The organism is Sphingobium sp. LMC3-1-1.1, assembly GCF_040676285.1.
GTDB lineage: Bacteria > Pseudomonadota > Alphaproteobacteria > Sphingomonadales > Sphingomonadaceae > Sphingobium.
The window spans coordinates 110,793-133,132 of record NZ_JBEGHQ010000067.1; the positions used below are offsets into that span (position 1 = coordinate 110,793).

General features: G+C 63.9%; 17 protein-coding genes. 10 read left to right on the forward strand and 7 right to left on the reverse strand.

Translation table 11 applies throughout. The features are described 5' to 3' along the window. Positions 1 to 54: 54 nt before the first annotated feature. From MRBLMC3_RS20510 to MRBLMC3_RS20520, 3 genes are all read right to left on the reverse strand, one after another. Positions 55 to 2,943, reverse strand: coding sequence for a TonB-dependent receptor domain-containing protein (locus tag MRBLMC3_RS20510; protein ID WP_363831912.1), 2,889 nt, complete (start codon positions 2,941 to 2,943; stop codon positions 55 to 57). A gap of 66 nt (positions 2,944 to 3,009) precedes the next feature. Beyond that, positions 3,010 to 4,092: a phosphotransferase family protein gene (locus MRBLMC3_RS20515; protein ID WP_363831916.1), complete on the reverse strand. Its 1,083-nt coding sequence runs from the start codon at positions 4,090 to 4,092 to the stop codon at positions 3,010 to 3,012. Beyond that, a complete protein-coding gene (locus MRBLMC3_RS20520) occupies positions 4,089 to 5,327 on the reverse strand; it encodes an acyl-CoA dehydrogenase family protein (protein ID WP_363831918.1) in 1,239 nt (412 codons plus the stop codon). Before MRBLMC3_RS20520 ends, MRBLMC3_RS20515 begins: the two co-directional genes overlap by 4 nt. Positions 5,328 to 5,509: 182 nt before the next feature. Here MRBLMC3_RS20520 and MRBLMC3_RS20525 point away from each other — a divergent pair, with 182 nt between their 5' ends. From MRBLMC3_RS20525 to MRBLMC3_RS20555, 7 genes are read left to right on the forward strand one after another with little or no spacing between them, the layout of a single operon-like run. Beyond that, the gene (locus MRBLMC3_RS20525; protein ID WP_363831921.1) at positions 5,510 to 6,217 is read left to right on the forward strand and encodes a carboxymuconolactone decarboxylase family protein; all 708 of its coding nucleotides are present in this window, start codon (positions 5,510 to 5,512) and stop codon (positions 6,215 to 6,217) included. A gap of 40 nt (positions 6,218 to 6,257) precedes the next feature. Next, a complete protein-coding gene (locus MRBLMC3_RS20530) occupies positions 6,258 to 7,055 on the forward strand; it encodes an enoyl-CoA hydratase/isomerase family protein (RefSeq protein ID WP_133653209.1) in 798 nt (265 codons plus the stop codon). A 3-nt stretch (positions 7,056 to 7,058) separates the two neighbouring features. After that, positions 7,059 to 7,397: an EthD family reductase gene (locus MRBLMC3_RS20535; protein ID WP_363831924.1), complete on the forward strand. Its 339-nt coding sequence runs from the start codon at positions 7,059 to 7,061 to the stop codon at positions 7,395 to 7,397. Next, entirely contained in the window at positions 7,390 to 8,184 is a 795-nt protein-coding gene (locus tag MRBLMC3_RS20540) for an SDR family NAD(P)-dependent oxidoreductase (protein ID WP_363756153.1), read from the forward strand. Before MRBLMC3_RS20535 ends, MRBLMC3_RS20540 begins: the two co-directional genes overlap by 8 nt. Beyond that, on the forward strand, positions 8,162 to 9,703 hold the full coding sequence (locus MRBLMC3_RS20545; protein ID WP_363831927.1) for a class I adenylate-forming enzyme family protein: 1,542 nt from the start codon (positions 8,162 to 8,164) through the stop codon (positions 9,701 to 9,703). Before MRBLMC3_RS20540 ends, MRBLMC3_RS20545 begins: the two co-directional genes overlap by 23 nt. Before the next feature lies 1 nt (position 9,704). Continuing rightward, the gene (locus MRBLMC3_RS20550; protein WP_363831929.1) at positions 9,705 to 11,774 is read left to right on the forward strand and encodes a 3-hydroxyacyl-CoA dehydrogenase NAD-binding domain-containing protein; all 2,070 of its coding nucleotides are present in this window, start codon (positions 9,705 to 9,707) and stop codon (positions 11,772 to 11,774) included. After that, a complete protein-coding gene (locus MRBLMC3_RS20555; RefSeq protein ID WP_363831932.1) occupies positions 11,771 to 12,787 on the forward strand; it encodes an NADP-dependent oxidoreductase in 1,017 nt (338 codons plus the stop codon). Before MRBLMC3_RS20550 ends, MRBLMC3_RS20555 begins: the two co-directional genes overlap by 4 nt. Before the next feature lie 64 nt (positions 12,788 to 12,851). On the opposite strand, the gene MRBLMC3_RS20560 is transcribed toward MRBLMC3_RS20555, so the two are convergent. The 4 genes from MRBLMC3_RS20560 to MRBLMC3_RS20575 form a co-directional block, all read right to left on the reverse strand. Continuing rightward, a complete protein-coding gene (locus tag MRBLMC3_RS20560) occupies positions 12,852 to 14,051 on the reverse strand; it encodes a cytochrome P450 (RefSeq protein WP_363831935.1) in 1,200 nt (399 codons plus the stop codon). 269 nt (positions 14,052 to 14,320) lie between these two features. Further along, the gene (locus MRBLMC3_RS20565) at positions 14,321 to 15,328 is read right to left on the reverse strand and encodes an aromatic ring-hydroxylating dioxygenase subunit alpha (RefSeq protein WP_363831936.1); all 1,008 of its coding nucleotides are present in this window, start codon (positions 15,326 to 15,328) and stop codon (positions 14,321 to 14,323) included. Then, positions 15,325 to 16,110 carry an EthD domain-containing protein gene (locus MRBLMC3_RS20570; protein ID WP_363831937.1) on the reverse strand — a complete coding sequence of 262 codons (786 nt, stop codon included), beginning with the start codon at positions 16,108 to 16,110 and terminating at the stop codon, positions 15,325 to 15,327. Before MRBLMC3_RS20570 ends, MRBLMC3_RS20565 begins: the two co-directional genes overlap by 4 nt. Before the next feature lie 19 nt (positions 16,111 to 16,129). Next, a complete protein-coding gene (locus MRBLMC3_RS20575) occupies positions 16,130 to 18,586 on the reverse strand; it encodes a TonB-dependent receptor (RefSeq protein ID WP_363831939.1) in 2,457 nt (818 codons plus the stop codon). Positions 18,587 to 18,851: 265 nt separating this feature from the next. On the opposite strand from MRBLMC3_RS20575, the gene MRBLMC3_RS20580 reads away from it, so the two are divergent. From MRBLMC3_RS20580 to MRBLMC3_RS20590, 3 genes are all read left to right on the forward strand, one after another. Next, complete coding sequence (locus MRBLMC3_RS20580; protein WP_363831941.1) at positions 18,852 to 19,748, forward strand: LysR family transcriptional regulator; 897 nt, start codon at positions 18,852 to 18,854, stop codon at positions 19,746 to 19,748. A gap of 182 nt (positions 19,749 to 19,930) precedes the next feature. Next, on the forward strand, positions 19,931 to 20,263 hold the full coding sequence (locus tag MRBLMC3_RS20585) for a hypothetical protein (protein WP_363737900.1): 333 nt from the start codon (positions 19,931 to 19,933) through the stop codon (positions 20,261 to 20,263). Positions 20,264 to 20,330: 67 nt separating this feature from the next. Continuing rightward, positions 20,331 to 22,337 (forward strand): TonB-dependent receptor, encoded by a 2,007-nt coding sequence (locus MRBLMC3_RS20590; protein ID WP_363831944.1) that lies wholly within the window; start codon positions 20,331 to 20,333, stop codon positions 22,335 to 22,337. Positions 22,338 to 22,340 lie beyond the last annotated feature (3 nt).

Sequence of the window (22,340 nt, forward strand, 5' to 3'; positions counted from 1 at the left end):
CGAGCCTCCCTGGACTGTCGAACGTCCCTTGCGGGCAGTCCATGCGGCAATCCATCAGAACTTGAAACGGACCCCCGCCGTAAGCGTGCGCCCTGCGACATTGTAGAGCGTGAACAGCGTGGGGTAGAGAAGTCCCGGCGCGGCTGCCGCGGCAACCAAAGGCGGCTTGCGATCCAGCAGGTTCGTGGCGGTCACGAACAGCTCCGGCTCCCCGCGGACGTCGAATTTATAGGATGCCGTGGCGTCGGTATAGAAGACCGGCTTGATCGCCGGGACAGCATAAAAGGACGTCGGATCGTTTTTCAGGTTGCCGATGGTCACCTTGCCGATCATCGATTCCTGCACGAACAGGGTGAGGCCGCCATGGGAGTAATTGGCGCTGAGCGTGCCCCTGAACTTGGGATAGGCATAGGCCGTCTGGCTGTTGACGCCATGCCCGGCATAATCGATCACCGGCGCGATCGAGTTTGTCTGCGTCTTGTAGCGGTCCAGATAATTGCCGGAGGCGCGCAGCGCGAGTTCGCCATCGCCGAGCCTGGTGCGGTATGACATGGTGATGTCGAGGCCGCTGGTACGCAGGAAGCTGATATTCTGCGTGATGAGGCTCACCGAAATCGGATAGTTGGCGGGCGAGCGATCGCTGAACGGCAGCGGCCTTTCGATGAGGGCGCATGTCGGCGACGTGCCGTTCGACGTTTCACACTCGTTGACGACATCGTTCAGCCCCTGCGTGGCGATGGCGCCCTTGATCTTGAGATCGTAATAATCGACCGAAAGGTCAAAGCCGGGCAGGAAACTCGGACTGAGGACCACGCCCGCGGCAAAGGTGTCGCCGGTTTCGGGATCTAGGTCGGGGTTGCCGCCACTGAACTGACGGATCGAACCTGGCGTGCCCGTGTGGGGATCGTTGAAGTTCACAGGCGCGGTCTGGACGCCGGCGAACAGTTCGAACAGCGAAGGCGCCCGGATATCGCGGGACCGCGTGACTCGGAACATGATGTCCTGGATCGGCTTGTAGACGGCGCCCACCTTCCAGGTCTTGACGCTTCCGCTGGTGCTGTAGTCGGTGAGGCGGAAGGCACCGTTGAGGCTCAGTTCCTCGGCGAAGCGCTGGTTCTTGAATATCGGAACCTGCGCTTCGGCAAACACTTCCTTCACGTTCACCTTGCCGAAGGCGGAGCCGACATTGGTGTTGTTGAAACGGGTCATGCGATTGGCCGGGATGCCCCGCAGCCCGGTGAAGTCGACGGGCACCGCGGGATCGGAATTGGACGTCAGGTCCAGCTTCTGCTTGCGATATTGCCCGCCTATGGCGACCGTGACGGGCCCTGCCGGAAGCTCGAAAAGGTCTCCCCGCGCCGACAGGACGAAATCGTCGGTCGTGTTCATGGCGCGGTAGCGGGATACGCCTAGGACGGTTTGCAGATCGGCTGTGGAGGGCGTTCCCGCGCCGAAGACATTGAGCGGGACGCATCCAGGATAAAGGCCGGGGTTGGTCAGCGTGACGCGGCAGACGATCGAACCATTGGGGTCGCGAACCGCGTCCAGGGCTGCCGCAAGCTTGGGAATCTCGATCTGCGTCTGGGCGAATTTGGTGACGGACCTGCCATGGGTATAGTCGGCGGTGATGTTCCAGCCCCCCAGGTTCCACTCAAGCCCGCCGTTGATCAGATAGGCATTGGTCGCCTCGCGCGTCGGGATGGGACCCTGTTCGCCGATGAAGCGAAAGACGGTGAAGCTGTCGTTCGGGCCCATCTGCGCCTGGACCGCGGGGTTCAGGAAGGCGTTGCCACTGAAGAACCGGAAGCCGAGCACCGACTGGGCCTGCGTATCGTAGCGGGTGACGCTGCGCGAGTAGCTGCCCTGGACGTGCGCCGTCAGCGCGTCGCTAAGGTCGTACGACAGTCGGCCGAAGCCCTGGGTGGTCGTCAGCGGCGCGATCAACTGGTTGAAACCTGGGATATAGAGGCCGTCGCCGCCCACATTGGTGCCCGGCGTGCCGGTGGCCGTCCCGCGCTGAATGGGCCGCACCGCGCCGCCGGGCAGGAAGATAGTGTTGGTGAGCGAGGGCACGGTGCTCGTCAGGATGATGCCGTTATTATAGTCGTTCGTCGTAAAACGCAGGTTCGGCAGGAAGATGAACGGGTTTGCCTGGCGACCCGGCGCGGCGGTCGATCCGGGGACCGAACCCACGGCCGCATAGGCATCGTCGCCGTAGATGCGCGCGCTGCGCTTGATCCCATCGCTTTGGAAGCGCTCGATCGAGGCGAGGATATGACCGCGATCGCCCGCAAAGCTGAGGCCGCCCGCAATGCCGATGCGGTAGTTGCCCAGGTCGCCGCGCGTCGACACACCGCGCTGCGCGACGCCTTTCACGCCCTCGAACTTCTTGTCGAGGACGAAGTTGACCGCGCCGCTGACCGCGTCGGAGCCGTAGACGGCCGAAGCGCCGCCGGTCACAACGTCGACACGCTGGATCAGCAGTTGCGGGATGGTGTTGACGTCCACCGCGCCACGGAAAGTCGTAGGCGGCACGCGGATGCCGTCGAGCAGGATCAGTGCCCGCGTCGGACCGACGCCGCGCAGGTTGAGCAGATTGCCATGCTCGCCGCTGTTGCCCTGCAACTGGCTGTTGGACTGCGGGCTGACCGAGTTGGCGAATTGCGGCAGCTTGTTGATCGCATCGGCGAGGTTGGTGGGGGTCGCCTTCTCCAGCTCCGTGGTCGGCGCGACGGTCACCGGCGTCGGCTGGTTATAGCCGTCGCGTACGACGCGCGTTCCGGTGACGATGATGTCTCGCGCGGACGACGCGCCGGCATCCTCCACCGGCTGCGGCTCGGTAGCCGCCGTCGCTGCGGTTTGCGCATGGGCCGGCACGATGATCCCGGCAATCGCGCATCCCGAAAGGAGCGCCAATCGGCCAAATTTGAATCTTGTCATCATCTCTCTCCCTCTGATTAGGGCTGTTATGTATTTCGCCCCGAAATCTCGTTTCATGCAGTGAGAAGGTCAGCGTGCGCCCGCCTCCTGCGCCGCCAGCCAGGCGGCCTTGGCGAGTGGCTCGATCCGTGTGACGATGTCGCCGGCATTTGTTGCGGTCTGCACGCCGTCCCGTGCCCGCCCCGCAATGCCTTGCAGGATGGCAGCGACGCGGAACAGGTTGAAGGCGCGGTAGAAGGGGTGCGTCGGATCGCAGCGAAGGCCGGTTCGCTCGCAATAGCGCCGGGCATATTCTTCAGCCGTGGGTATCCCCAGCCCGGCAAGATCGGCGCCCTGCAAGGTTCCGCGAACGTCCACGCCCTCCGGCCTGAACCACTCCATCATATGATAGGTGAGGTCGCCCAGCGGATCGCCCAGGGTCGACAATTCCCAGTCTATGACGGCGCAGACGCGCGGCTCCGTCGGATGGACCAGCAGGTTGTGGAAGGAATAGTCGCCATGGATGATCGTGGTGCGCTCTTCGGTGTCGGGAATCGCATCCGGCAACCAGGCGACAAGCCGGTCCATCTCCGGGATGTCGCGTGTGCGCGAGGCTTCATATTGCCGGGACCAGCGGGAAATCTGCCGCGTGAAATAATTGCCCGGCTTGCCATAGTCGGCGAGCCCTAACGCCGCGAAATCGACCAGATGCAGGCGGGCAAGCGTTTCATTGGCGCTATCATAGATCGCGGCGCGCTCCGCCCGGTCGAGGCCGGGCATGAGCGGGTCCCAGAAACTGCGCCCCGGAACATAGCGCATCACATAGAAGATGCTGCCGATAACATCCTCGTCCTCGCACAGCAGCAGCGGCTCGGCAACGGGCAGGCCGGCTTCGTGCAGTGCCTTGGTAATGCGATATTCGCGGTCCACCGCATGGGCGGACTTCAGCAAAATCCCCGCGGGCTTGCGCCGCAGGACATAGCGGTGGTCCTGCGTCGACAGAAGATAGGTCGGGTTGGATTGTCCGCCCTCGAACCGCTGCACGCGCATGGGTCCGGAAAAATCGGCGAGCCGGCCCGCCAGATAAGCGGCAAGGCGGGTTTCGTCGAACGCACTGTTGGCGGCGACATCGATCGTCGCGCCGATCGTCGCGGCAGGCTGCGTGGCGCTCATGATGCTGCGCCCTCGGCATATTTGGCGAGTTCCATCCGGGCGAGCTGGCGTTCGTGGACTTCGTCCGGCCCATCCGTCAGCCGCACGATGCGGGTGTTCGCCCAAAGTTCGGCCAGGCCGAAATCGTCGCTGACCCCGCCGCCGCCATGCGCCTGGATGGCGTCATCGACGATCTGTTGCGCCATTTTGGGGGCGGCGATCTTGATCATGGCGATCTCGGCGCGGGCGGCCTTGTTGCCGACCGTGTCCATCATATGCGCGGCCTTCAGGCAGAGCAGGCGCGCCATCTCGATCTCGCAACGGGCGCGGGCGATCCGTTCTTCCCAGACGGAATGTTCGGCAATCGCCTTGCCGAAGGCCCGTCGCGACAGGAGGCGGCGACACATCTTCTCCAGCGCGACTTCCATGGTCGCGATGTTGCGCATCGTGTGGTGGATGCGGCCGGGACCAAGGCGCCCCTGCGCGATCTCGAAGCCGCAGCCTTCGCCGAGCAGCATATTCTCCGCCGGCACGCGGACATCCTCCAGCGCCACCTCGAAATGCCCGTGCGGCGCATGATCATAACCGAAGACGGGGAGGTGGCGGACGAGCGTCACGCCCGGCGTGTCGCGCGGCACCAGGATCATCGACTGCTGCCGGTAGGGCGCGGCATCCGGGTCGGTCTTGCCCATGACGATGAAGAAGTCGCAACGCGGATGGCCAGCGCCCGACGACCACCATTTCCGGCCGTTGATGACATAGTCACCGCCGTCGCGGCGAATGTCCGTCGTGATGTTGCGCGCATCGGAGGAGGCGACGGCCGGTTCGGTCATCAGGAATGCGGACCGGGTCATCCCGTCGCGCAACGGCACCATGAAACGCTGCTTCTGCTCGGCCGTGCCGTACCGATGCAGCACCTCGAAATTGCCGGTGTCCGGCGCCATGCAGTTGAACACCTCGGAGGCGAAGGAGATGCGGCCCATCAATTCGGCAATGGGGGCATATTCGACGTTGGTAAGGCCGACGCTGGTGAAAAATTCATCATCATGCTCAGATGGCGGCATGAAGATGTTCCACAGCCCCGCCTGCCGCGCCTTGTCCTTGAGCTCGTCGAACACCGGCGGGATTTCGGTCCAGCGGTCGATCGCGGCGGACTGCCGGTGATAGACGGGAACGGCAGGAACGATGTGCTCCTCCATGAAAGCGCGCACGCGTTCCATCCATTCCCTGGATTTTGCCGACTGTTCGAAATCCACGCATCCGCTCCACTTATGCCGCCGGATTCGAGCCGGCCCGCTCTTGCTATAAGACTCGCCCGACCGATCGGTCGAGCGTTAAATAGTCGACCGGTCGGTCGGCTGTCAAACTGGTCAGGAGAGAAATTTTTTATTGACGCCCGACCAGTCGGTCGATCATCTGAACGGCAGGAGAGCAAGCGATGACGAATAGCCCACTCATGGATGTTGCCCTGCTGCAGGGCCATGCGCCGTACACGCTTGCCGGCTACGACATTTTCCGGTCGTTGATCGAGTCGGACGGCGCGGTGCCCGCTCGTTTGAAAGCGCTGTTCGCGGCGGTGGCTGCCGTCGATCGCCGCCATTTGTCGCTTGCGCGCCGGGAACTGGAGCGCGGCGCGTCGCTCGGCCTGACCTCGAAGGAGGCCACTGCCGGCCTCATCGTGCTGTCCAGCCTCCGTGGCGAGGCTGCGGCGCTCGATTTCGCGCAGATCATTGAAGAGAGCTTTGGCGACACCCAGGCGCCGGACCCGCAACCGCTGCCGACGGCGGCGGAGGGAGAAGCGGAGGCCAATTTCCGCGCCTATTGGGCGGGGAGCATCCCGGCGCCGCTCGGCGCGCTGATGCGTCTCGTGCCCGAAGCGGCGGACGCCTATTATCTCATGCGGCGGGGCAGCATCGATGCGAACCCGCTTTCCGCCAAATATGGCGAGCTGCTTCTGCTCACCATACTCGCGGCCGGATACAGCCCCATGGCGGCAACCCATGTGCGCGGTGCGCGCAATGCCGGCGCGAGCGACGAGGAAATTGCCGAAGCGGTGCTCTGCGCCGTCCCATCGGCGGGGATCGCCGCCTGGATGGCGGTGGGCGGGATGCTCGCCCCACCAGAAGACGGCGGCATCGTCCGCTGAAACGACCGATTTTTCACATCTTTGCCAAGGAGAGACTTACATGGAACCGGAAAAGGACGTCATCCAATATGAAGTGGCTGACAATGGTATCTGCACAATCTGGCTCAATCGCCCCCATGTGAAGAATTGCGTCAGCCCCCAGCTTCTGCGCGACCTGGAGGTCGCGGTGGACAAGGCGGCCGAGGACGATTCGGTCCTGGCGGTCGTGTTCCGCGGTCGCGGCAATACCTTCTGCGCCGGCGCGGACCTCGGGCAGCTCGTCGGGCCGGTGCTGCACGAAACCAGCACCTCGCTTCAGCTCGCGATCGATTCGGCGCGCACCTATGACAAGATCTACAACATGAAGAAGCCGACCATTGCCTGCGTCGAGGGCTATGCCGTCGCCGGCGGGTTCGAACTCTTCATCTCCTGCGACTTCGGCATCGCCGCCGACGACGCCAAGATCGGCGACTTCCACATCCGTCGTGCCTTGTTCGGCGGTGCTGGCCCGATCTATCGCCTGCCGCGCTATATCGGCATGCGCAAGTCGAAGGAGCTGATGCTGACCGGCAAGCTTCTGTCGGGCAAGGAATGCGTCGAATGGGGCCTGTGCAACGCGTCGGCGCCCAGTGAACAGCTTGAACAGCTGATCCAGGATTTCTGCGCGCCGCTGATCGACAAGAGCCCCTTCTGCATGTGGATGACCAAGATGGCGGTCAATCGCGGCATGGATGCCGACACCAACTCGCTCATCACGCTGGAAACGATGACCTGCAACGTCGTCCACCATTCCGCCGATGCGAAGGAAGGCGTCGCGGCGTTCCTCGAGAAGCGCCAGCCGGTCTGGACGGGCAAGTAAGCCATGGCGGTCAGCATGGTCGTCCTGGCCAGCCGGCCGCAGGACTGGACGCACGAGCAGTTCACCACCTGGTGGCGCGGCCCCCATGCCGACGCCGCCAGGGTCCTGCCCGGCCTTATGGCCTATCGGCACGGCGCGGTGACGAAGGATTATGACAATCCGGATGCACCGGGCTGGGACGGTCACGCCGTGCTGACTTTCGCTGATCAGGCGGCGCTCGACGCCGCCTTCGCTTCGCCCGAATGGACGTCGGCCACCGCTCAGACCAAGGGTATGGGCGGTCGGCGCATCATCCTCATCACCGATGAGGTCGATTTGCTTGCCGGAGAAGATCATGGCTGACTGGAACCCTGGTTTCACCGCTGCTCAGTTCCGTCTCGACGGCAAGCGCGCGCTCATTACCGGCGGACGCGGTGCCCTGGCCGAAGCCATGGCCGCGACACTGGCCGACCTTGGCTGCGCGGTCGCCCTCGCGTCCCGCACGGAGGCCGACTGCGCCGATCTGGCGGCGGGCATGGCTGAACGGTTCCGGGTTCCGGCTGTCGGCCTTTCCTGCAACATCGCCGACGAGGCGTCGGTCGAGGCGGCGATCGCGACGACTGTCGATCGGCTGGGTGGCCTCGATATTCTCATCAACAATGCGGGCGCGTCCTGGTGGGGCCTGCCAGAGGATATCCCGCTCAAGGGCTGGCAGAAGGTGATGGACGTCAATGTGACGGGCACCTTCCTCGCCTGCCGCCACGCCGCGCGTCACATGATCGCGGCGGGCGGTGGCGCGATCGTCAACATCGCGTCGGTTGGCGCATTCCTGTCCTATCAGCCGGACGAAGGGCAGGTCGTTCCCTATACCACCAGCAAGGCGGCGATCGTTCACCTGACCAGCGATCTCGCCGCCCAATGGGCGAGGCACAACATCCGCGTCAACGCCATCGCGCCCGGCTCGATCGAAACGGGGATGACAGAGACGCTCGACCCCGCCATCCAGGAAAAGACGCGGGCGGGCATATTGATGCGCCGCTTCGGCCGCCCTGACGAAGTGGCCGGCACGCTGGCCCTGCTGGCGTCCGAAGCGGGCAGTTTCATCACGGGTCAGACCTTCCTGGTAGATGGAGGCCAATCCCTTGCGTGAAGAGCAAAGCCATCCGGCGTTCGAATGGGATGCCGAGCGGCTCTGGCCGCAATTCCTCCGTCTTGCCGACGCCGCACCGGATGCCCTTGCCCTTGCGGATTGCGGCGACCGCCTGTGGAGCCGCGGGGCGTTGAGAGGGCAGGCGATCGAGATCGCGGCCTTGCTGAAGGCGGCAGGGGTCGGGCCGGGTGATCGCGTCCTCGTCACCGCGCACAAAAACGCCGCGACGATCGCCACGGCGCTTGCCATATCTTCGTTGCAGGCGACCTTCTGTCCCGTGTCGCCAAAGCTTGGAGCGGGCGATCTTGCCCTGCTCGAATCCCTGCTCGGCCATGCCGCCAAGGTGAGCGGCACCGGCAGCACCTTGCCCGATGTGACCGCTGCGGCCGGCGAACGGTCGACCGACCCGCGCGATCGGAACGCCGTGCTCATCGGCTTCACCTCCGGCAGCACCGGCGTGCCCAAGGGGGTGATGCACGGCCCGGAAGCCCTGAATTATGCCACCCGTGCCTGCGCGGCCATCGCCGGACTGGAACCGGACGACGCGATCCTGGGCATCGTCCCGCTCGACAGCGCGCCCGGCTTCACCTTCACGGCGCATTTCGCGCTGTCATTGGGGCATCCGCTTGTGCTGGTCGACCCATGGGTGCCCGCCGAAGCGCTGCGGCGGGCGGAACATTATGGGTGCGGCTGGGCGATCGCGGTTCCGACGCATCTTTTCACGATGGTGGAGGCGGCCCGGCTCGGCGAATGGTCCGGTCGCCTTCCGCTTCGCGCCATGGCGGTGGGCGGCAGCGCGATGACGCCCGAACTGATCGAGGACGCCGACCGGCTGCTCGGCCTCAAGGCGCTGCGGATGTTCGGCATGTCCGAATGCATGGGCCATGCGTCCACCCACCCGGCCCATTCGCTGGAGCGCCGCCAGCTTTTCGACGGCATCCCCTTTCCCGGCACGCAGGAAGAGGCGTTCGATGCCGAGCTGCGCGCCCTGCCACGCGGCAGCCGGGGGCAGGCGGGCGTGCGTGGTCCCTCGCTCTTCCTCGGCTATGCGCAGGGCATGGGGGCGGGGCAGGAACGCATGACGCCCGATGGCTTCTACCTGACCGGCGACGAGATCGTTCGCGATGAGGTCGGCTTCGTCCGCGTGGTCGGCCGCATCAAGGACCAGATCATTCGCGGTGGCTTCAACATCGACCCTGCCGAGGTGGAGGCGGCCCTGCTGCGCCATCCCGCCATCGCGGAGGTGGCGGTGGTTGCCGTGCCCGAACGCAAGCTTGGGGAGCAGGCCTGCGCCGTCTGCCGGCTGCGAACGGACGACGGGAGCATCGACCTGTCCATGTTACTCGACCATCTCTCTCAGCAGGGCCTGTCCCGCAAGAAATGGCCCGAACATCTGGTGCTGGTCGATGCGATGGCCGTCACCGCCACCGGCAAGCTCGACAAGAAGGCGATGGCCGCCATCGCCGTGGAGGAGGTCGCCCGCAGGCGCGCGGCTGCTTCCACCAGACAGGACGCATGACATGAAGCAGACCGCAACCAGCGCCGTCGCCGACGGCGTCGCCATCATCACGCTCGACAACCCGCCGGTGAACGCGCTCTCCGCGTCCCTCCGGCGGGGATTGCAGGCCGAACTTGAAAAGGCGTTCGATGACGGAGAGGTGGGCGCCATCCTGTTGCTCTGCGCCGGACGGACCTTCATTGCCGGGGCGGACATCACCGAGTTCGGCCATCCCTGGCAGCCGCCATCCCTGCCCGACCTGTGCGCCATGCTGGACGATGCGCCCAAGCCCGTCATCGCTGCCATTCACGGAACGGCGCTGGGCGGCGGGTTCGAACTGGCGCTTGCCTGCCACTATCGGGTGGTGGCGCAGAGCGCGAAGGTCGGCCTGCCGGAGGTGCATCTGGGCCTGCTTCCCGGTGCGGGCGGCACCCAGCGGGTGCCCCGGATCGTCGGTGCGGAGGCAGCGCTCGAAATCATTACGTCCGGGCGGCAGATCAAGGCTACCGAAGCCCTTTCGCTGGGGCTGGTCGATGCGGTGGTCGATGATGCGGCCTTGCGGGAGGAGGCGCTGGCCTTCGCGCGCCGCATCGTGGCCGATGGCGGTGCGAAGCCGCGGGTACGCGATCGCGCCGACGCCCTCCAGGGCGATCGGGATCGCCCGGAGCTTTTCACCGCCTTCGCCACCGCAAACGCCCGTCGGTTCAAGGGATTTGTCGCGCCCGCCGCCATCATCGAGGCTGTCGAGGCGGCAGTGACTCTTCCCTTCGAGGAGGGGCTGGCAAAGGAAACCGCCTTGTTCGAACGACTGGTCGCCAGTCCTGAGTCCGCCGCCCAGCGCCATGTCTTCTTTGCGGAGCGGGGGGCGGCCCGCATTCCCGACATCGGTCCCGATACATCCGCGATCGACATCCGATCGGCGGGCGTCATCGGCGCGGGCACGATGGGCGGCGGCATCACGATGAACTTCCTGAATGCCGGCATTCCCGTCACGCTGGTGGAAACCAGCCAGGAAGCGCTGGATCGCGGCATCGCCACCATCCGCCGCAACTATGAGGCGACGGCTGCCAAGGGGCGGATGACGGCGGCGCAGGTGGAGCAGCGCATGGGCCTTATCTCACCCAGCCTCGACCTGGCTGCGCTTGCCGACGCGGATCTCGTCATCGAGGCCGTCTACGAAAGCATGGACGTCAAGACGGACATTTTCGCCCGGCTCGACCGGATTGCGAAACAGGGGGCGATCCTGGCGTCCAACACCTCATTCCTCGACCTCAATCGCATCGCGGCGGCGACCAGCCGGCCCGAATGGGTCGTTGGTCTCCACTTCTTCTCGCCCGCCAATGTCATGCGCCTGCTGGAGGTGGTGCGAGGGGCGGAAACGTCGAAGCCGGTGGTCGCCACGGCGATGCGGCTCGCCAAGCGGATAGGCAAGGTGGCGGTGCTCAGCGGCGTGTGCGACGGCTTCATCGCCAACCGGCTGCTGGCGCCGCGTGGTGCGCAGGCCGAATCGATGATGCTGGAAGGCACGCCGATTGCGGAGATCGACCGCGTGCTTGTCGATTATGGCTTTGCCATGGGGCATTTCCAGATGATGGATCTGGTCGGGCTGGACGTCATCGGTCGGAACGCGACGGAACGGACCGTAATGGGCGACCTGGTTGCCGCCGGCCGGCTGGGCCAGAAACGGGGCGCGGGCTATTATGATTATGATGAGAAGCGGCGATCGCGTCCTTCGGACGTGACAGCCAGCCTGGTGAAAGAGGTCGCCGCGGCCCAGGGCATCGCTTACGGCCCCACGGCGGGCGATGAGGCGCTGCTCGCGCGGCTGCTCTATCCGGTCGTCAACGAGGGCGCGAAGATCCTGGAAGAAGGCATCGCGTTGCGCGCATCCGACATCGATATAGCCGCCGTGCTTGGCTATAACTGGCCGGTCTATCGCGGCGGGCCGCTCTTCTGGGCCGATCAGGTCGGACTGGACCGGATCGTCGCGGACATGCGCCGGCTGGAAGCGGTGCATGGTGAAACCTTCCGCCCTGCATCGCTGCTCGTGCATCTGGCGGAGGGAGGGCGGCGGTTCGGCGACAGGTCGTGACCCTCAACCGTTCCTGGGTGCTTGCGCACAGGCCCGAAGGCGCGGTGCGGTCCAGCGACTTCGCCTATCGGGAGGAGGCGTTCGATACGCCCGCGTTGCAGGAGGGCGACATTCTCGTCCGCACCCGGATCATTTCCTGCGCGCCGACGATCCGCAACTGGCTGAACCCGCCCGAACGCAGCTATCGCGGCGCGATCGGCATCGGCGATCCGATCCGGGGCATGGCGGCGGTCGAAGTGCTTGCCTCTCGTCATGCACGCTTTGAACCCGGACAGTGGGCCACGGCCGTGGCGCCCTGGCAGGATTATGCCGTCCTGCGCCCGGATGAGGCGGTTGTCCCTGTCACGCCGATCGAGAGCTGGATGGATCCGGTCGACGCGATGACGCTTTACTCGCCCAACAGCCTGACCGCCTATTTCGGTCTCTTCGCGGTGGGGGAACCAAGGCCCGGCATGACCGTGCTGGTATCCGGCGCCGCCGGATCGGTCGGGGCGATGGTGTGCCAGATGGCCCGAATCGCGGGCTGCCGGGTCATTGCGGTGGCGGGCGGTCCGGACAAATGCCGCTGGCTCTCACAGGAGGCCGGGGTGGAAGTCGCAATCGACTACCGTTCGGCGGACCTTCCGGCGGCTTTGAAGCATGCCGGTCCCGACGGCATAAACATCTTCTTCGACAATGTGGGTGGGGAGGTGTTGCAGGCTGCCGTCGACCGGATGGCGCCGCATGGCCGGATCGTGCTTTGCGGTCAGCTCGCCGCCTATGATTCGAACAGTCCGGCGGCCGGCCCCAGGGATATGATGAAGCTGGTCTATGGACGGATCCGGATGCAGGGCTTTGTGGTTGGCGACCATGCCGACGATTATGCGTCCGCGATCGCGTCGATCCGACGCTGGGCGGCTGAAGGGCGCCTGCGCAGTCGGCATGATGTGCGCGACGGGTTCGATCGCATACCCGACGCCTTCGTCGACATTTTCAACGGGCGCAATGCCGGAACATTGATCGTCCGGACCTGAACCTCCGCGCTGCGCAGAAAGGCAGCCACAACCCGAAAACCCGCCTGCGCCTTACGGACGAAGCCTATCGGGGCCAGACCAGGTCAAGCCGGACCATCCCGTTCACCGCACCCGTGGCGGCGAGGGGTTGGCTCCCCGGATCGAGCGTGAATTCGGGGATGCGCTTCGTCCATTCGTGCAGCATGATCGCCAGCTCGCTGCGCGCCAGCCCCGCGCCCGGGCAATTGTGAATGCCGTTGCCGAAGGTGCAGTGCGTTTCGCGCTTGCGGTCGAAATCCACGTTGAGCGCGTCAGGCCAGCGGCTCTCGTCCAGCCCATGGAGGCAGGTCGGCAGCACGATCATGTCGCCGGCCATCACGGTCACGCCTTCATGCACGATATCTGCTGTCACCCGGCGGGCCACCGTCGCGACGCCATGGCGGCGCAGGATTTCCTCGACCGCGAAGGTGATCTTCTCGGGCTGTTCCACCAGGGTGCGATAATGGTCCGGATGGGTCGCCAGGAACTTCATGATGAATCCCATCATGCTCGCGACGGTGTCGAGCCCGCCAAACATGACGTCCATGCACTCGCCCATCACCTCAAGCTCGTTCATCGGCCTGTCGCCGACGGTGCCGTGAATGATCGCGCTCAACAGGTCCTCGCCCGGATCTGCCCGCCGCTTGTCGATCCACGACTGCAGATAGCCCGCCATCGACCTCTGGCTTTCCTCCTTTTCCTGCGTGGATTTCGGCCGCACCGACTTGTCGGCCACGTCGACCAGCCATTCGCGGTCTTCATCGGGCAGATCGACCAGAGAGAGGAAGATGCGCATGGGAACATGACGCGCGAATTCGGTCATGAACTCGCAGCGTCCGCGCGGCTGGAACCCGTCGATCAATGCCGCCGTGAGGCCGCGCACGTCGTCGGTCAGGCGCTTTACCGCCCTGGGGCTGACGAATGGCAGCACGATCTTGCGGTAATGATGATGTTCGGGATCGTCCGACTCGTTGGGGATCATCTTGAGCGGGCTGTCGCTTGGCGGAACCGACAGGTTGCGCGCGGAGAGGCGGTCTACATCCGCGAACAGTTCCCAGATCAGCGGTGCAGAGGTCGCTATCCAGTGGCCGCCATTGTGAGGCGTCCAGACCAGGCCTGGGTTGCCCGCTATGTCCAGCGCCTTCCACGCCATCTGGGGGTCGCGCTCGCCGCCTTCCAGGGCATAGATGTTGGCATCGACCACAAGTTCAGCCGGCACATTCTTGGGAAGCGTCTGTATCTGCAAGCTCTCTCTCCCAACCGTCAGGACTCGCGGAAGAGGATTACCGGCATGTCGAAGCCCCGCATGCGTGCCGCGCCAGAGAGCGGCGCGCTCCTACATGCGGACGTCCCAGCCTCTCTCCCATTTGCGCGGCGGCATCTTGTGAATCACTATTCCTGCCCAGGACATGTCTATCAATCTCGATCCGGGCGGAATGGCGCGTGCCTGATTCATCGCATCTCTGATCCGCTGCCGCCCGAGTTCTCCGACGGACAGCGGACCGGACCTGTTCCTCAGCCCTGTTTCGCGGCCTCGATCAGCTTGGCGAGCCGACGTCGCGCCTGTACCGCACCCTTGTCGATCGGCAGCATCTTCGGTTCCAATGACCACAGGTCCGGCGTGCCCATCTGGCGCTGGATCTTCTCGATCATCGGCTTGTCCTCAAACTGGAAGGCATGGATGAGCTGATCGCGCAACATGGCGGTGAAATCGGCGTCATCGACCAGGAAGCTGCGCGCGTTACAGGTGAAATAATGCGTCGTTGTCTCCGTTTCCGGCGTCATGTTGTGAAGATTGAGGCTGTCTATGCCCTGTTCGGGCTTGCCCACGGGATGGCCGCCTGCGCGCAGGACCATCAGCGCCGGCGGATACCAATCCACCTCCGTCCACAGCTTTGCCGGGGACTCCATGTGGAAGACCGGCGGCGGCTCGTCGCTGTCGGATCGCCAGGCTATCGAAAAATGATCTGGATATTCCTCCATGGTCGATTTGGCGCGCGTGTTGAACCCGCTGCCCAGACTGTTCGCATGAAGATAATCCGCATGGCTCAGGTCCATGATGTTGTCCGAAAGCAGTTCGTAATTCGCCGCCACCAGGGTGTATAGCCGCAGCTGCGCGATCTCGGGCGCGGCGTCAATGAAGGACAGGTCGGGCAGCACGCTCTCATCCGGGCTGTTCTTTCCTACCCAGATCCAGACCGCCTTATATCGTTCCAGCACGGGATAGCTGGTCACGCTGAGTGAACTGGTCGCCGCGCCGTGCGGATTGTGAACGCAAAGCCCTGCGGCATTGAAGACCAGCCCATGATAGGGGCAGGCGATCGTATCCCCCTCCCGCTTGCCTTCATTGAGGGGGGCGAAGCGGTGGGGGCAGCGGTTGTCCAGCACGGCGATGTCGCCAGATTCGGTGCGAAAGGCGACCATGGGTATGCCGACGACCTGACGACTGAGTACTGCGCCATCCGCGAGTTCCTCGGCCCAGGCAAGCTGGTACCATCGATTTTCCAGAAATTCGACCATCATGACATCTCCACTGCGCTGCGCGTATCAACTGCGTCCGTCGTCCCGCGATCGGCGACGATAGTGCGTTCCTCGACCATGAAGAGCACCTCCCTCCGGCGGTCCAACATGCCGGCAAGGTGCGATCCAGCTTCTTCGATGACGGCGCGATAGGCCTCGATGGCGCTCCACCCTGCATCGCCGTCGAACCAGAGGCTTTCGACGCCGGCATAGGGGCTGAGCGGCGCGTTGGCGACGAAATTGGCGGGCAGGTTCGCGTCCGGCTCGCCGGCTATGCTGATGCTGCGGGTCATCCGGCGGATCGATGGACCCAGGGTCGGATGATCGGCAATTCGGGCCATTTCCTGCGACCAGGCCGCATCGAATGTCTCGGCGGACGCCGCACCGTTGCTCGCCAGAAAGCGCATCACCTTGACCGGCGCGTCGCCCGGCATGGTCACCGCCACCTCCTCGACCCGCGTGGCAAGCAGGATGACCGCGCTGTGGCAGACGAAGTTCAACTCGTCGGGCTGGATAGTCTCGCGATAATAGGGGTCGGCGATGGAGCGCGCGAACGCGGCTCCATCCGGGAAGCTGATTTCGCTGAAAGAGTCGAAATCGGGTCCCGGCGTCCAGCCTTCGCCACGGCTGCCATATACCGCGTCGACGACGTGATTCTGGATATAGCCCAGCATGAAACCGGGATTATGCGCTACCGTCCCGCCATGGACATGCTGGGCGTAGTTCAGATAATCGCGGTGCGTCATTCCGGCGCGGCGGCGGCCGCCAATGATCATTTTCAACATCGCACTCTCTCCGGATCTGTCAGAATGTGTATCGGACGCGCAGGCCATAGGTGCGGGGCGGCGCATATATGGAAGAGATGACCCCGCCGGCCGGAGCGACGAACTGTGTGAAAAGGGGCACCGCCTTGTCGGTCAGGTTGCGGACGAAGCCCGTGACCGCCCAGTGATCGTCCGCCGCGCCGAAGGTGGCGGAGGCGTCGAATGTCCAGAACGCACCGCTATTCTGCTGCGGCAGATATTCAAAGCCGATGACGCTGTTGGAACGGTAGCGCGCATCACCGTTCAGGACGATTTTGTGGGCGCCTAGCGCGATGCTTTTCTCGATCCCGCCGTTCAGCGACCAACGCGGCGAATTGTAGCTCGGCTTGCCCGCGCAATCGATCGCATAGACGGGGGCGCCGTTCGCTGTCGTCGGCGTCACGGCGCAGCCCACCGCGGGTGGCGGTGAGGTCGCATCGCGGGGGCTGTTATAGGTATAGCGCTTGACCCTGGCGTCGAGATACTGGACCGTCCCGCTCAGTCGCGTCGTTGGAGTGAGCAGCCACTGCGCCTCCACATCGACGCCCTTGATCGTCGAGCGTCCTATATTCTCGGTAAAATAATTGGTGCTGTTATTGGCGTCCAACCCGTAATGCGACACCTGCTGGTTGCGGTAGCGCCAGTGGAACAGTTCCACATTGAACTGAAGGCGGCGATCGAAGAAGCGATTTTTCGACCCGATGGTCCAGGCTTCCACATATTCCGGTTCGAAGGTTTCGTGTCCAGGCGCATTGGAAAAGCCGCCGGAACGATAGCCCGTCTCGTAGCTGGCATAAAGCAACGAAGCCGGCGCCAGGTCATATTCAGCCGCCAGTCGATAGGTGACGCGGCCCTTGTCGATCCCCGCATTCACCTGATTTGGAATGTAGAACAGGATGTTGCCGGCGGTGCCATAGGGAACCGCATTGGCTGGGCCGGGCATGGCCGGCGCGCCGGGCACCTGCGCCAGGGTTTGGACGACGGGTAGCGATGGTCCGCCAAAGCAGCCAGGACCGAATGGGGGCGGCGCATTGGTGCACAGGTCGATAAGCGTGTCCGCCCCGCCGTTGAAATCCTTGCCGTCATGGGTGTAGCGCCCCGCCGCCACGAATCTCAGACTGTCGCTCAGATGCGCCGTGACACGGCCGAAGGCGGCATAGGACTTCGTCTTCGATGTGAAGTCCTGGAAGGAAATGATCTGATATTGATTGATCCCGTACAGGCCCTTTACGGTTTCGTTGAAATAATAGCCGCCGACCAGCCAGTCTATCGGACCCAGGCGTGGACCCTGGAACCGTAACTCCGTGCTGAACTGCCGGTCATCCTCACTGTTGAGTGAGCCCCTGAATGAAGGACCATTGAACAGATTGTCCAGTTTCGCCCGTCGATAGGATGGCAGGATCGTCAACGTCCCTCCGGCCACATCGGCGTTGATCTCCGCCGTCAGTCCCCAATATCTGTTATTCAGATAGGGGGAGGCCAGCGGGGCGGGATTGATGAAAGTTCCCGGAATGACGGCATGCCCAAAATAGGCGCTGCCGGCTGGCGAAAGGAGCCCGCTGAAGGGATCGACGCCAGCAGCCGTGAAGCTGTAATTTGGCGGCGAGATGGACGTCGCCGGGGTGCCGGGCGTAAAATTTTCCGTGCCGACATAACTCGCACCGACGCCTGCGCCACCTTGATGCGAATAATCACCGCTCAGGCGGATGGAGACGGCCGGGCTGGGCTTTATCAGCAATTGCGCCCGAACCGCCTGCCCCACTTCGTCGGACGTGCCGTCTTCGTTGTAACCCTTCCGGTCTACAACCTTGCCGGCAATCCGTATGGCCGCATTGTCACCGATCGGCAAATTGGCGGCGGCTTCGGCATCGATCGCATCGTAATTTCCGAAACTGCCGGAAACAGAGAGGGTTCGCTCTCCCAACCGGGGCTTCGCCGGAATGACGTTGATGGCGCCGCCCGTGGCATTGCGGCCGTAAAGCGTCCCCTGCGGCCCCTTCAGCACCTCGATCCGCTCGAGATCGAAGAAGGTGCCCGTCGTGGAGGTCGGCCGGCCGAGATAAATGCCGTCCAGGTTGAATGCGATCGCCGGGTCCGAGTAGCCGTTGTTGGTGAAATTGCCGACACCGCGAACAAAGAAGGTGGTATTTGCGCCGCCTCCCTGCTGCACCGTAAGCGCAGGAACCGTCGCGTTGAGCATGGTGGCGGTGACGACACCCGCGCGGGTCAGCTCCTGCGGCGAGACAACATCTATCGCGACCGCTGCGCGCTGTGCCGTTTCGGCGCGGCGCTGCGCGGTCACGATGATGTCCGCAAGCCCGCCATTCGCGTCGGAAGACGGTGCCGGGCCAGCAAGTGAATGGGATTGGGCAACATCCGGCGCTGCCTCCTGCGCTGCGAGCGGCACGGGCGCCGACATGGCGGCGATCGCGGTGCCGACCAGAAATAATGTTTTCATGGATCCTCCCCTGGGCCCTCGTTGAGCCTCTGTTCCGGGATTAAATCCATCTTGTACGCCGCAGGCAAATCGCATGTTCGCACCGCATTATTCGCAGGATGAATAATGTGGCCTGATTTGCATTGTTTCTTTTGAGGCATGCGGGACAGCGCGCTGGATGCCGCGCCGGGGGTGCTGTCCCGAAAACGGCCCGGTCGATGCCCTTGGGGCTGCAGGCAGCGGCTGCTATATCCCTCCTATGACGGCACCGCTCAATCTGGCTTCCATGGACCTCAATCTCATGGTCATTTTCGACGCGCTCATGAAGGATCGTCATTTGTCGCGCGCGGGCGACCGGGTCGGGCTTAGTCAGCCAGCGATGAGTCATGCGCTGCGCCGCCTGCGCGCCGTGCTGGGCGATGATCTCTTCACCCGGCGCCGGGGGGTTATGGAGCCCACGCCCCGCGCGCTGGCGCTTGCCGATCCGATAGGTGGGGCCCTCGACCGCCTGCGTTCGGCGCTTGATACCGAACCGGCCTTTGAATCGTCGACGGCCAGCCGTTGCTTCACCCTCACCATGTCGGACGCAAGCGCGGCTCGCCTGCTGCCGCAACTGATCCCCCGTCTTCGCGCGCAGGGTTCCGGCATCGACATCGACATACTGGCATCGGGAGCGCGCGAGGGCATAGAGCATCTGCTGTCAGGCGCGGCCGATCTCGGCGTTGGAGTCTTCCCGAACCTTCCCGAAAGATTGCATTGCGAGGTTATCCAGACCGCCAAGCTGGTCTGCATCGCCGATGCGGCGCATCCGGCGTTGCAGGGAGGGCTGACGCTTCAATCCTTCCTTGCGCTGCCACATGTCGGCGTCGACGTCGGTCATGACACGGGCGCGAATGTCGATTCCCTGATCGAAACGATGGGCCTGCGCCGCAGGATCATGCTCCGCGTGCCGCACTTCATGGTCGTTGCATCCGTCGTGATCGGGACGGACCTCCTCGCGGTAGTACCGGCGGCTGTTCTTCGGGAGGAGGAGAAGGGCCATCTGGCCGTCTATGAGTTGCCGGTTGCCGTTCCCGACGTCGCCATCCACATGGCCTGGCGCGCGCGCCAGTCACAGGATCCCGCCCTGCTCTGGCTGCGCCGGCTTGTTGCCCGGTCCATGCAAATCCCGATCAACGGATGAAGGCAGGTCGAAACCGGCCCTGAAGATGCGGGCGCCGACGCTATGGGATAATATTACATAATCTTAATTTGTGTCCGGTCCCCGACCTTTTGTAGAGCCAGGATCGTGCTTCACCATTCGGAACCAGCCATTTGAACCCGCCGGGCTCATCCCGTTCCGAAAGAAGTCGCGCCAGCATCCTGGTGATACTTGCCATCCTGGCCATGTGCATCTCCACCATGCTGGCGGTGCAGGTCCATCGCGAAATCGGCCATGCCGACCATCTCGCCCCGTCCCATTCGGCGCGGTTCGCGCATCAGCCGGGCAAACCGGCTTTCCTTTTCAGCTATTGCAAGCTCTGCGACCTGAAATTCCAGGCAGAGTCTGCTCCGCCGCTGCCGGTTCGCGTGATGGCGAATCGGACGCCGGTTCACGTGCGGCATGACGATGTTTCGCTCCATTTCCTGACCGTCGCATCGACAGGTCATATATGGCACAGCCGCGCGCCGCCGGAATCTCCGGTTCTCATCGCCTGATATTCCCTGCGCGCGGCGAAGCGACCGCGCCTGTCGGGGAATCAAACCGATTTCCTGGAGTATTCCCATGCGTGCCATGCTTTTCGGGGGCGCAGCGGCGGCTGCGTTCATGACCTTTCCGGCGCTCGCGGATGACGCGCCTTCATCTTCGGCCGGGACGAACCCCGGCGCCAATATCATCGTCACCGCCTCGCCGATCGCGCACGAACGTGACGACACCCCTTCCATCGTCGCCAGGGTCGATGCGGACCAGATACGCCGTCAGGGCGGCGCCACGATCTCCGATGCGCTGGCGCGCGTGCCGGGCATCGCCGCCAGCGGTTTCGCGACGGGCGCCAGCCGCCCCATCATCCGCGGCCTTGACGCAAACCGCGTTCGCATCCTGGAGGATGGGACGAGCGTTTCCGACGTGTCCGACATAGGGCCGGATCATGGCATCCCCATCGACCCGCTGGCGGCGCAGAGCATAGAGGTCGTGCGCGGCGCGGGGACGCTCCGCTATGGCAGCCAGGCCATTGGCGGCGTCGTCAACGTGATCAACAACCGCGTGCCCAACGCCCTGTCCGAACACCCGATTTCGGGACAAGTGGAAGGAAGCTATGGCAGCGTGTCGGACCTCTGGCAGGGCGCAGGGATGGTCGACGCGTCGCTGGGCCAGTTCGCCCTGCATGCCGACGGCTTCATCCGCGACGCGGGCGATTATGAAACGCCATTGGGCGTCCAGCAGAACAGCTTCTTTCACGGACATGGCGGATCGCTGGGCGGATCCTATTTCTTCGGTTCGGGCAATGACAGCCATGCCGGCGTGGCCGTGACGCAATATGACGCCCGCTACGGCATACCGAGCGACAGCAGCTATATCGACATGCGGCAGACCAAGGTCATGACCAAGTCGTCATTCAGCCTGGGCAGCGGCCTGTTCAAGTCGCTCAGTCTGGACGGCAGCTATTCGAACTACAAGCATGATGAGAAGGACCCGGATGGCACCATTCTCACCACCTTCAGGAACAAGGAATATAACGGCCGGGCGGAATTGCTGCTCAACCGGATCGGCTTTGTCGACAATTCGGCGCTGGGTGTGGAATATCAGCATCGCGACTATTCGGCGGTGGGCGATGACAGCAGCTATCTCTTCCCCTCGACCATGGAAAGCTTCGCCGGCTATCTCTTCGCCGATACCCGCCTGGGCGACCGGCTGCACCTGGAGACCAGCGGCCGCATCGAAAATGTGAAGATCAGCGGTACGCCGGCATCCGATCTGTTCACAAGGCGGGAATTCACCCCGATCAGCGGCGCTGTCGGCGCGCTCTATACGGTGAGCCCCGCGATCAAGCTGGGCATGACCTTCTCCAGCACGGGACGGGCGCCCGCCATGGCCGAACTCTTCGCGCGCGGCGGACATGATGGCCCCGACACCTTCGAAACGGGTGATCCTTTCCTGAAGATGGAGCGGGCCAATTCGCTGGAGGGCACCCTGCGGATCCGCAGCGGCGGCTTCCACCTGGACGGGAGCGTCTACAGCAGCTGGTTCCGCAATTATATCTATGGCGATCTGACGGGCCGGACCTGTGATGATACGGGCATCTGCTCGGTGGGCGGCAATGGCGGCCTGCGCGAGTTGAACTATCGGCAGCAGGGCGCCCATTTCCGGGGGCTGGAGGCGGAGGCCAGCTATGATCTGGTCAAGACCGATCATGGCACCTTCCGCCTCGACATGCTGGGGGACTATACCCGCGCGACCTTGGATGACGGCAATAATGTGCCGCGCATACCGCCCTATCGCATCGGGGGAGGGTTGAACTGGTCGGGTGATCGCCTCGACGCCGGCTTCAACCTCATCTATGCCGGACGGCAGGACAAGGCGGGTCAATTCGATACGCCGACGCCGGCTTATGTCTCGCTGGACGGCCAGATCGCGTTCAGGCCATTTGCCCGATATCCGGGCATCGAACTGGGGATCACCGGCCAGAACCTCACCAATGACGTGCAGCGCCTGGCCACGTCGCTCAACAAGGATGATGTCGTCATGCCCGGCCGCAGGATCATGGCGACACTGAAACTTTCGACATTCTGATCC

Bases quoted from the DNA above. Each gene is read 5' to 3' on its own strand.
- MRBLMC3_RS20510 (WP_363831912.1), bottom strand. From the start codon at position 2,943: ATGATGACAAGATTCAAATTTGGCCGATTGGCGCTCCTTTCGGGATGC.
- MRBLMC3_RS20515 (WP_363831916.1), bottom strand. From the start codon at position 4,092: ATGAGCGCCACGCAGCCTGCCGCGACGATCGGCGCGACGATCGATGTC.
- MRBLMC3_RS20525 (WP_363831921.1), top strand. From the start codon at position 5,510: ATGACGAATAGCCCACTCATGGATGTTGCCCTGCTGCAGGGCCATGCG.
- MRBLMC3_RS20530 (WP_133653209.1), top strand. From the start codon at position 6,258: ATGGAACCGGAAAAGGACGTCATCCAATATGAAGTGGCTGACAATGGT.
- MRBLMC3_RS20535 (WP_363831924.1), top strand. From the start codon at position 7,059: ATGGCGGTCAGCATGGTCGTCCTGGCCAGCCGGCCGCAGGACTGGACG.
- MRBLMC3_RS20540 (WP_363756153.1), top strand. From the start codon at position 7,390: ATGGCTGACTGGAACCCTGGTTTCACCGCTGCTCAGTTCCGTCTCGAC.
- MRBLMC3_RS20545 (WP_363831927.1), top strand. From the start codon at position 8,162: ATGGAGGCCAATCCCTTGCGTGAAGAGCAAAGCCATCCGGCGTTCGAA.
- MRBLMC3_RS20550 (WP_363831929.1), top strand. From the start codon at position 9,705: ATGAAGCAGACCGCAACCAGCGCCGTCGCCGACGGCGTCGCCATCATC.
- MRBLMC3_RS20565 (WP_363831936.1), bottom strand. From the start codon at position 15,328: ATGATGGTCGAATTTCTGGAAAATCGATGGTACCAGCTTGCCTGGGCC.
- MRBLMC3_RS20570 (WP_363831937.1), bottom strand. From the start codon at position 16,110: ATGTTGAAAATGATCATTGGCGGCCGCCGCCGCGCCGGAATGACGCAC.
- MRBLMC3_RS20575 (WP_363831939.1), bottom strand. From the start codon at position 18,586: ATGAAAACATTATTTCTGGTCGGCACCGCGATCGCCGCCATGTCGGCG.
- MRBLMC3_RS20580 (WP_363831941.1), top strand. From the start codon at position 18,852: ATGGACCTCAATCTCATGGTCATTTTCGACGCGCTCATGAAGGATCGT.
- MRBLMC3_RS20590 (WP_363831944.1), top strand. From the start codon at position 20,331: ATGCGTGCCATGCTTTTCGGGGGCGCAGCGGCGGCTGCGTTCATGACC.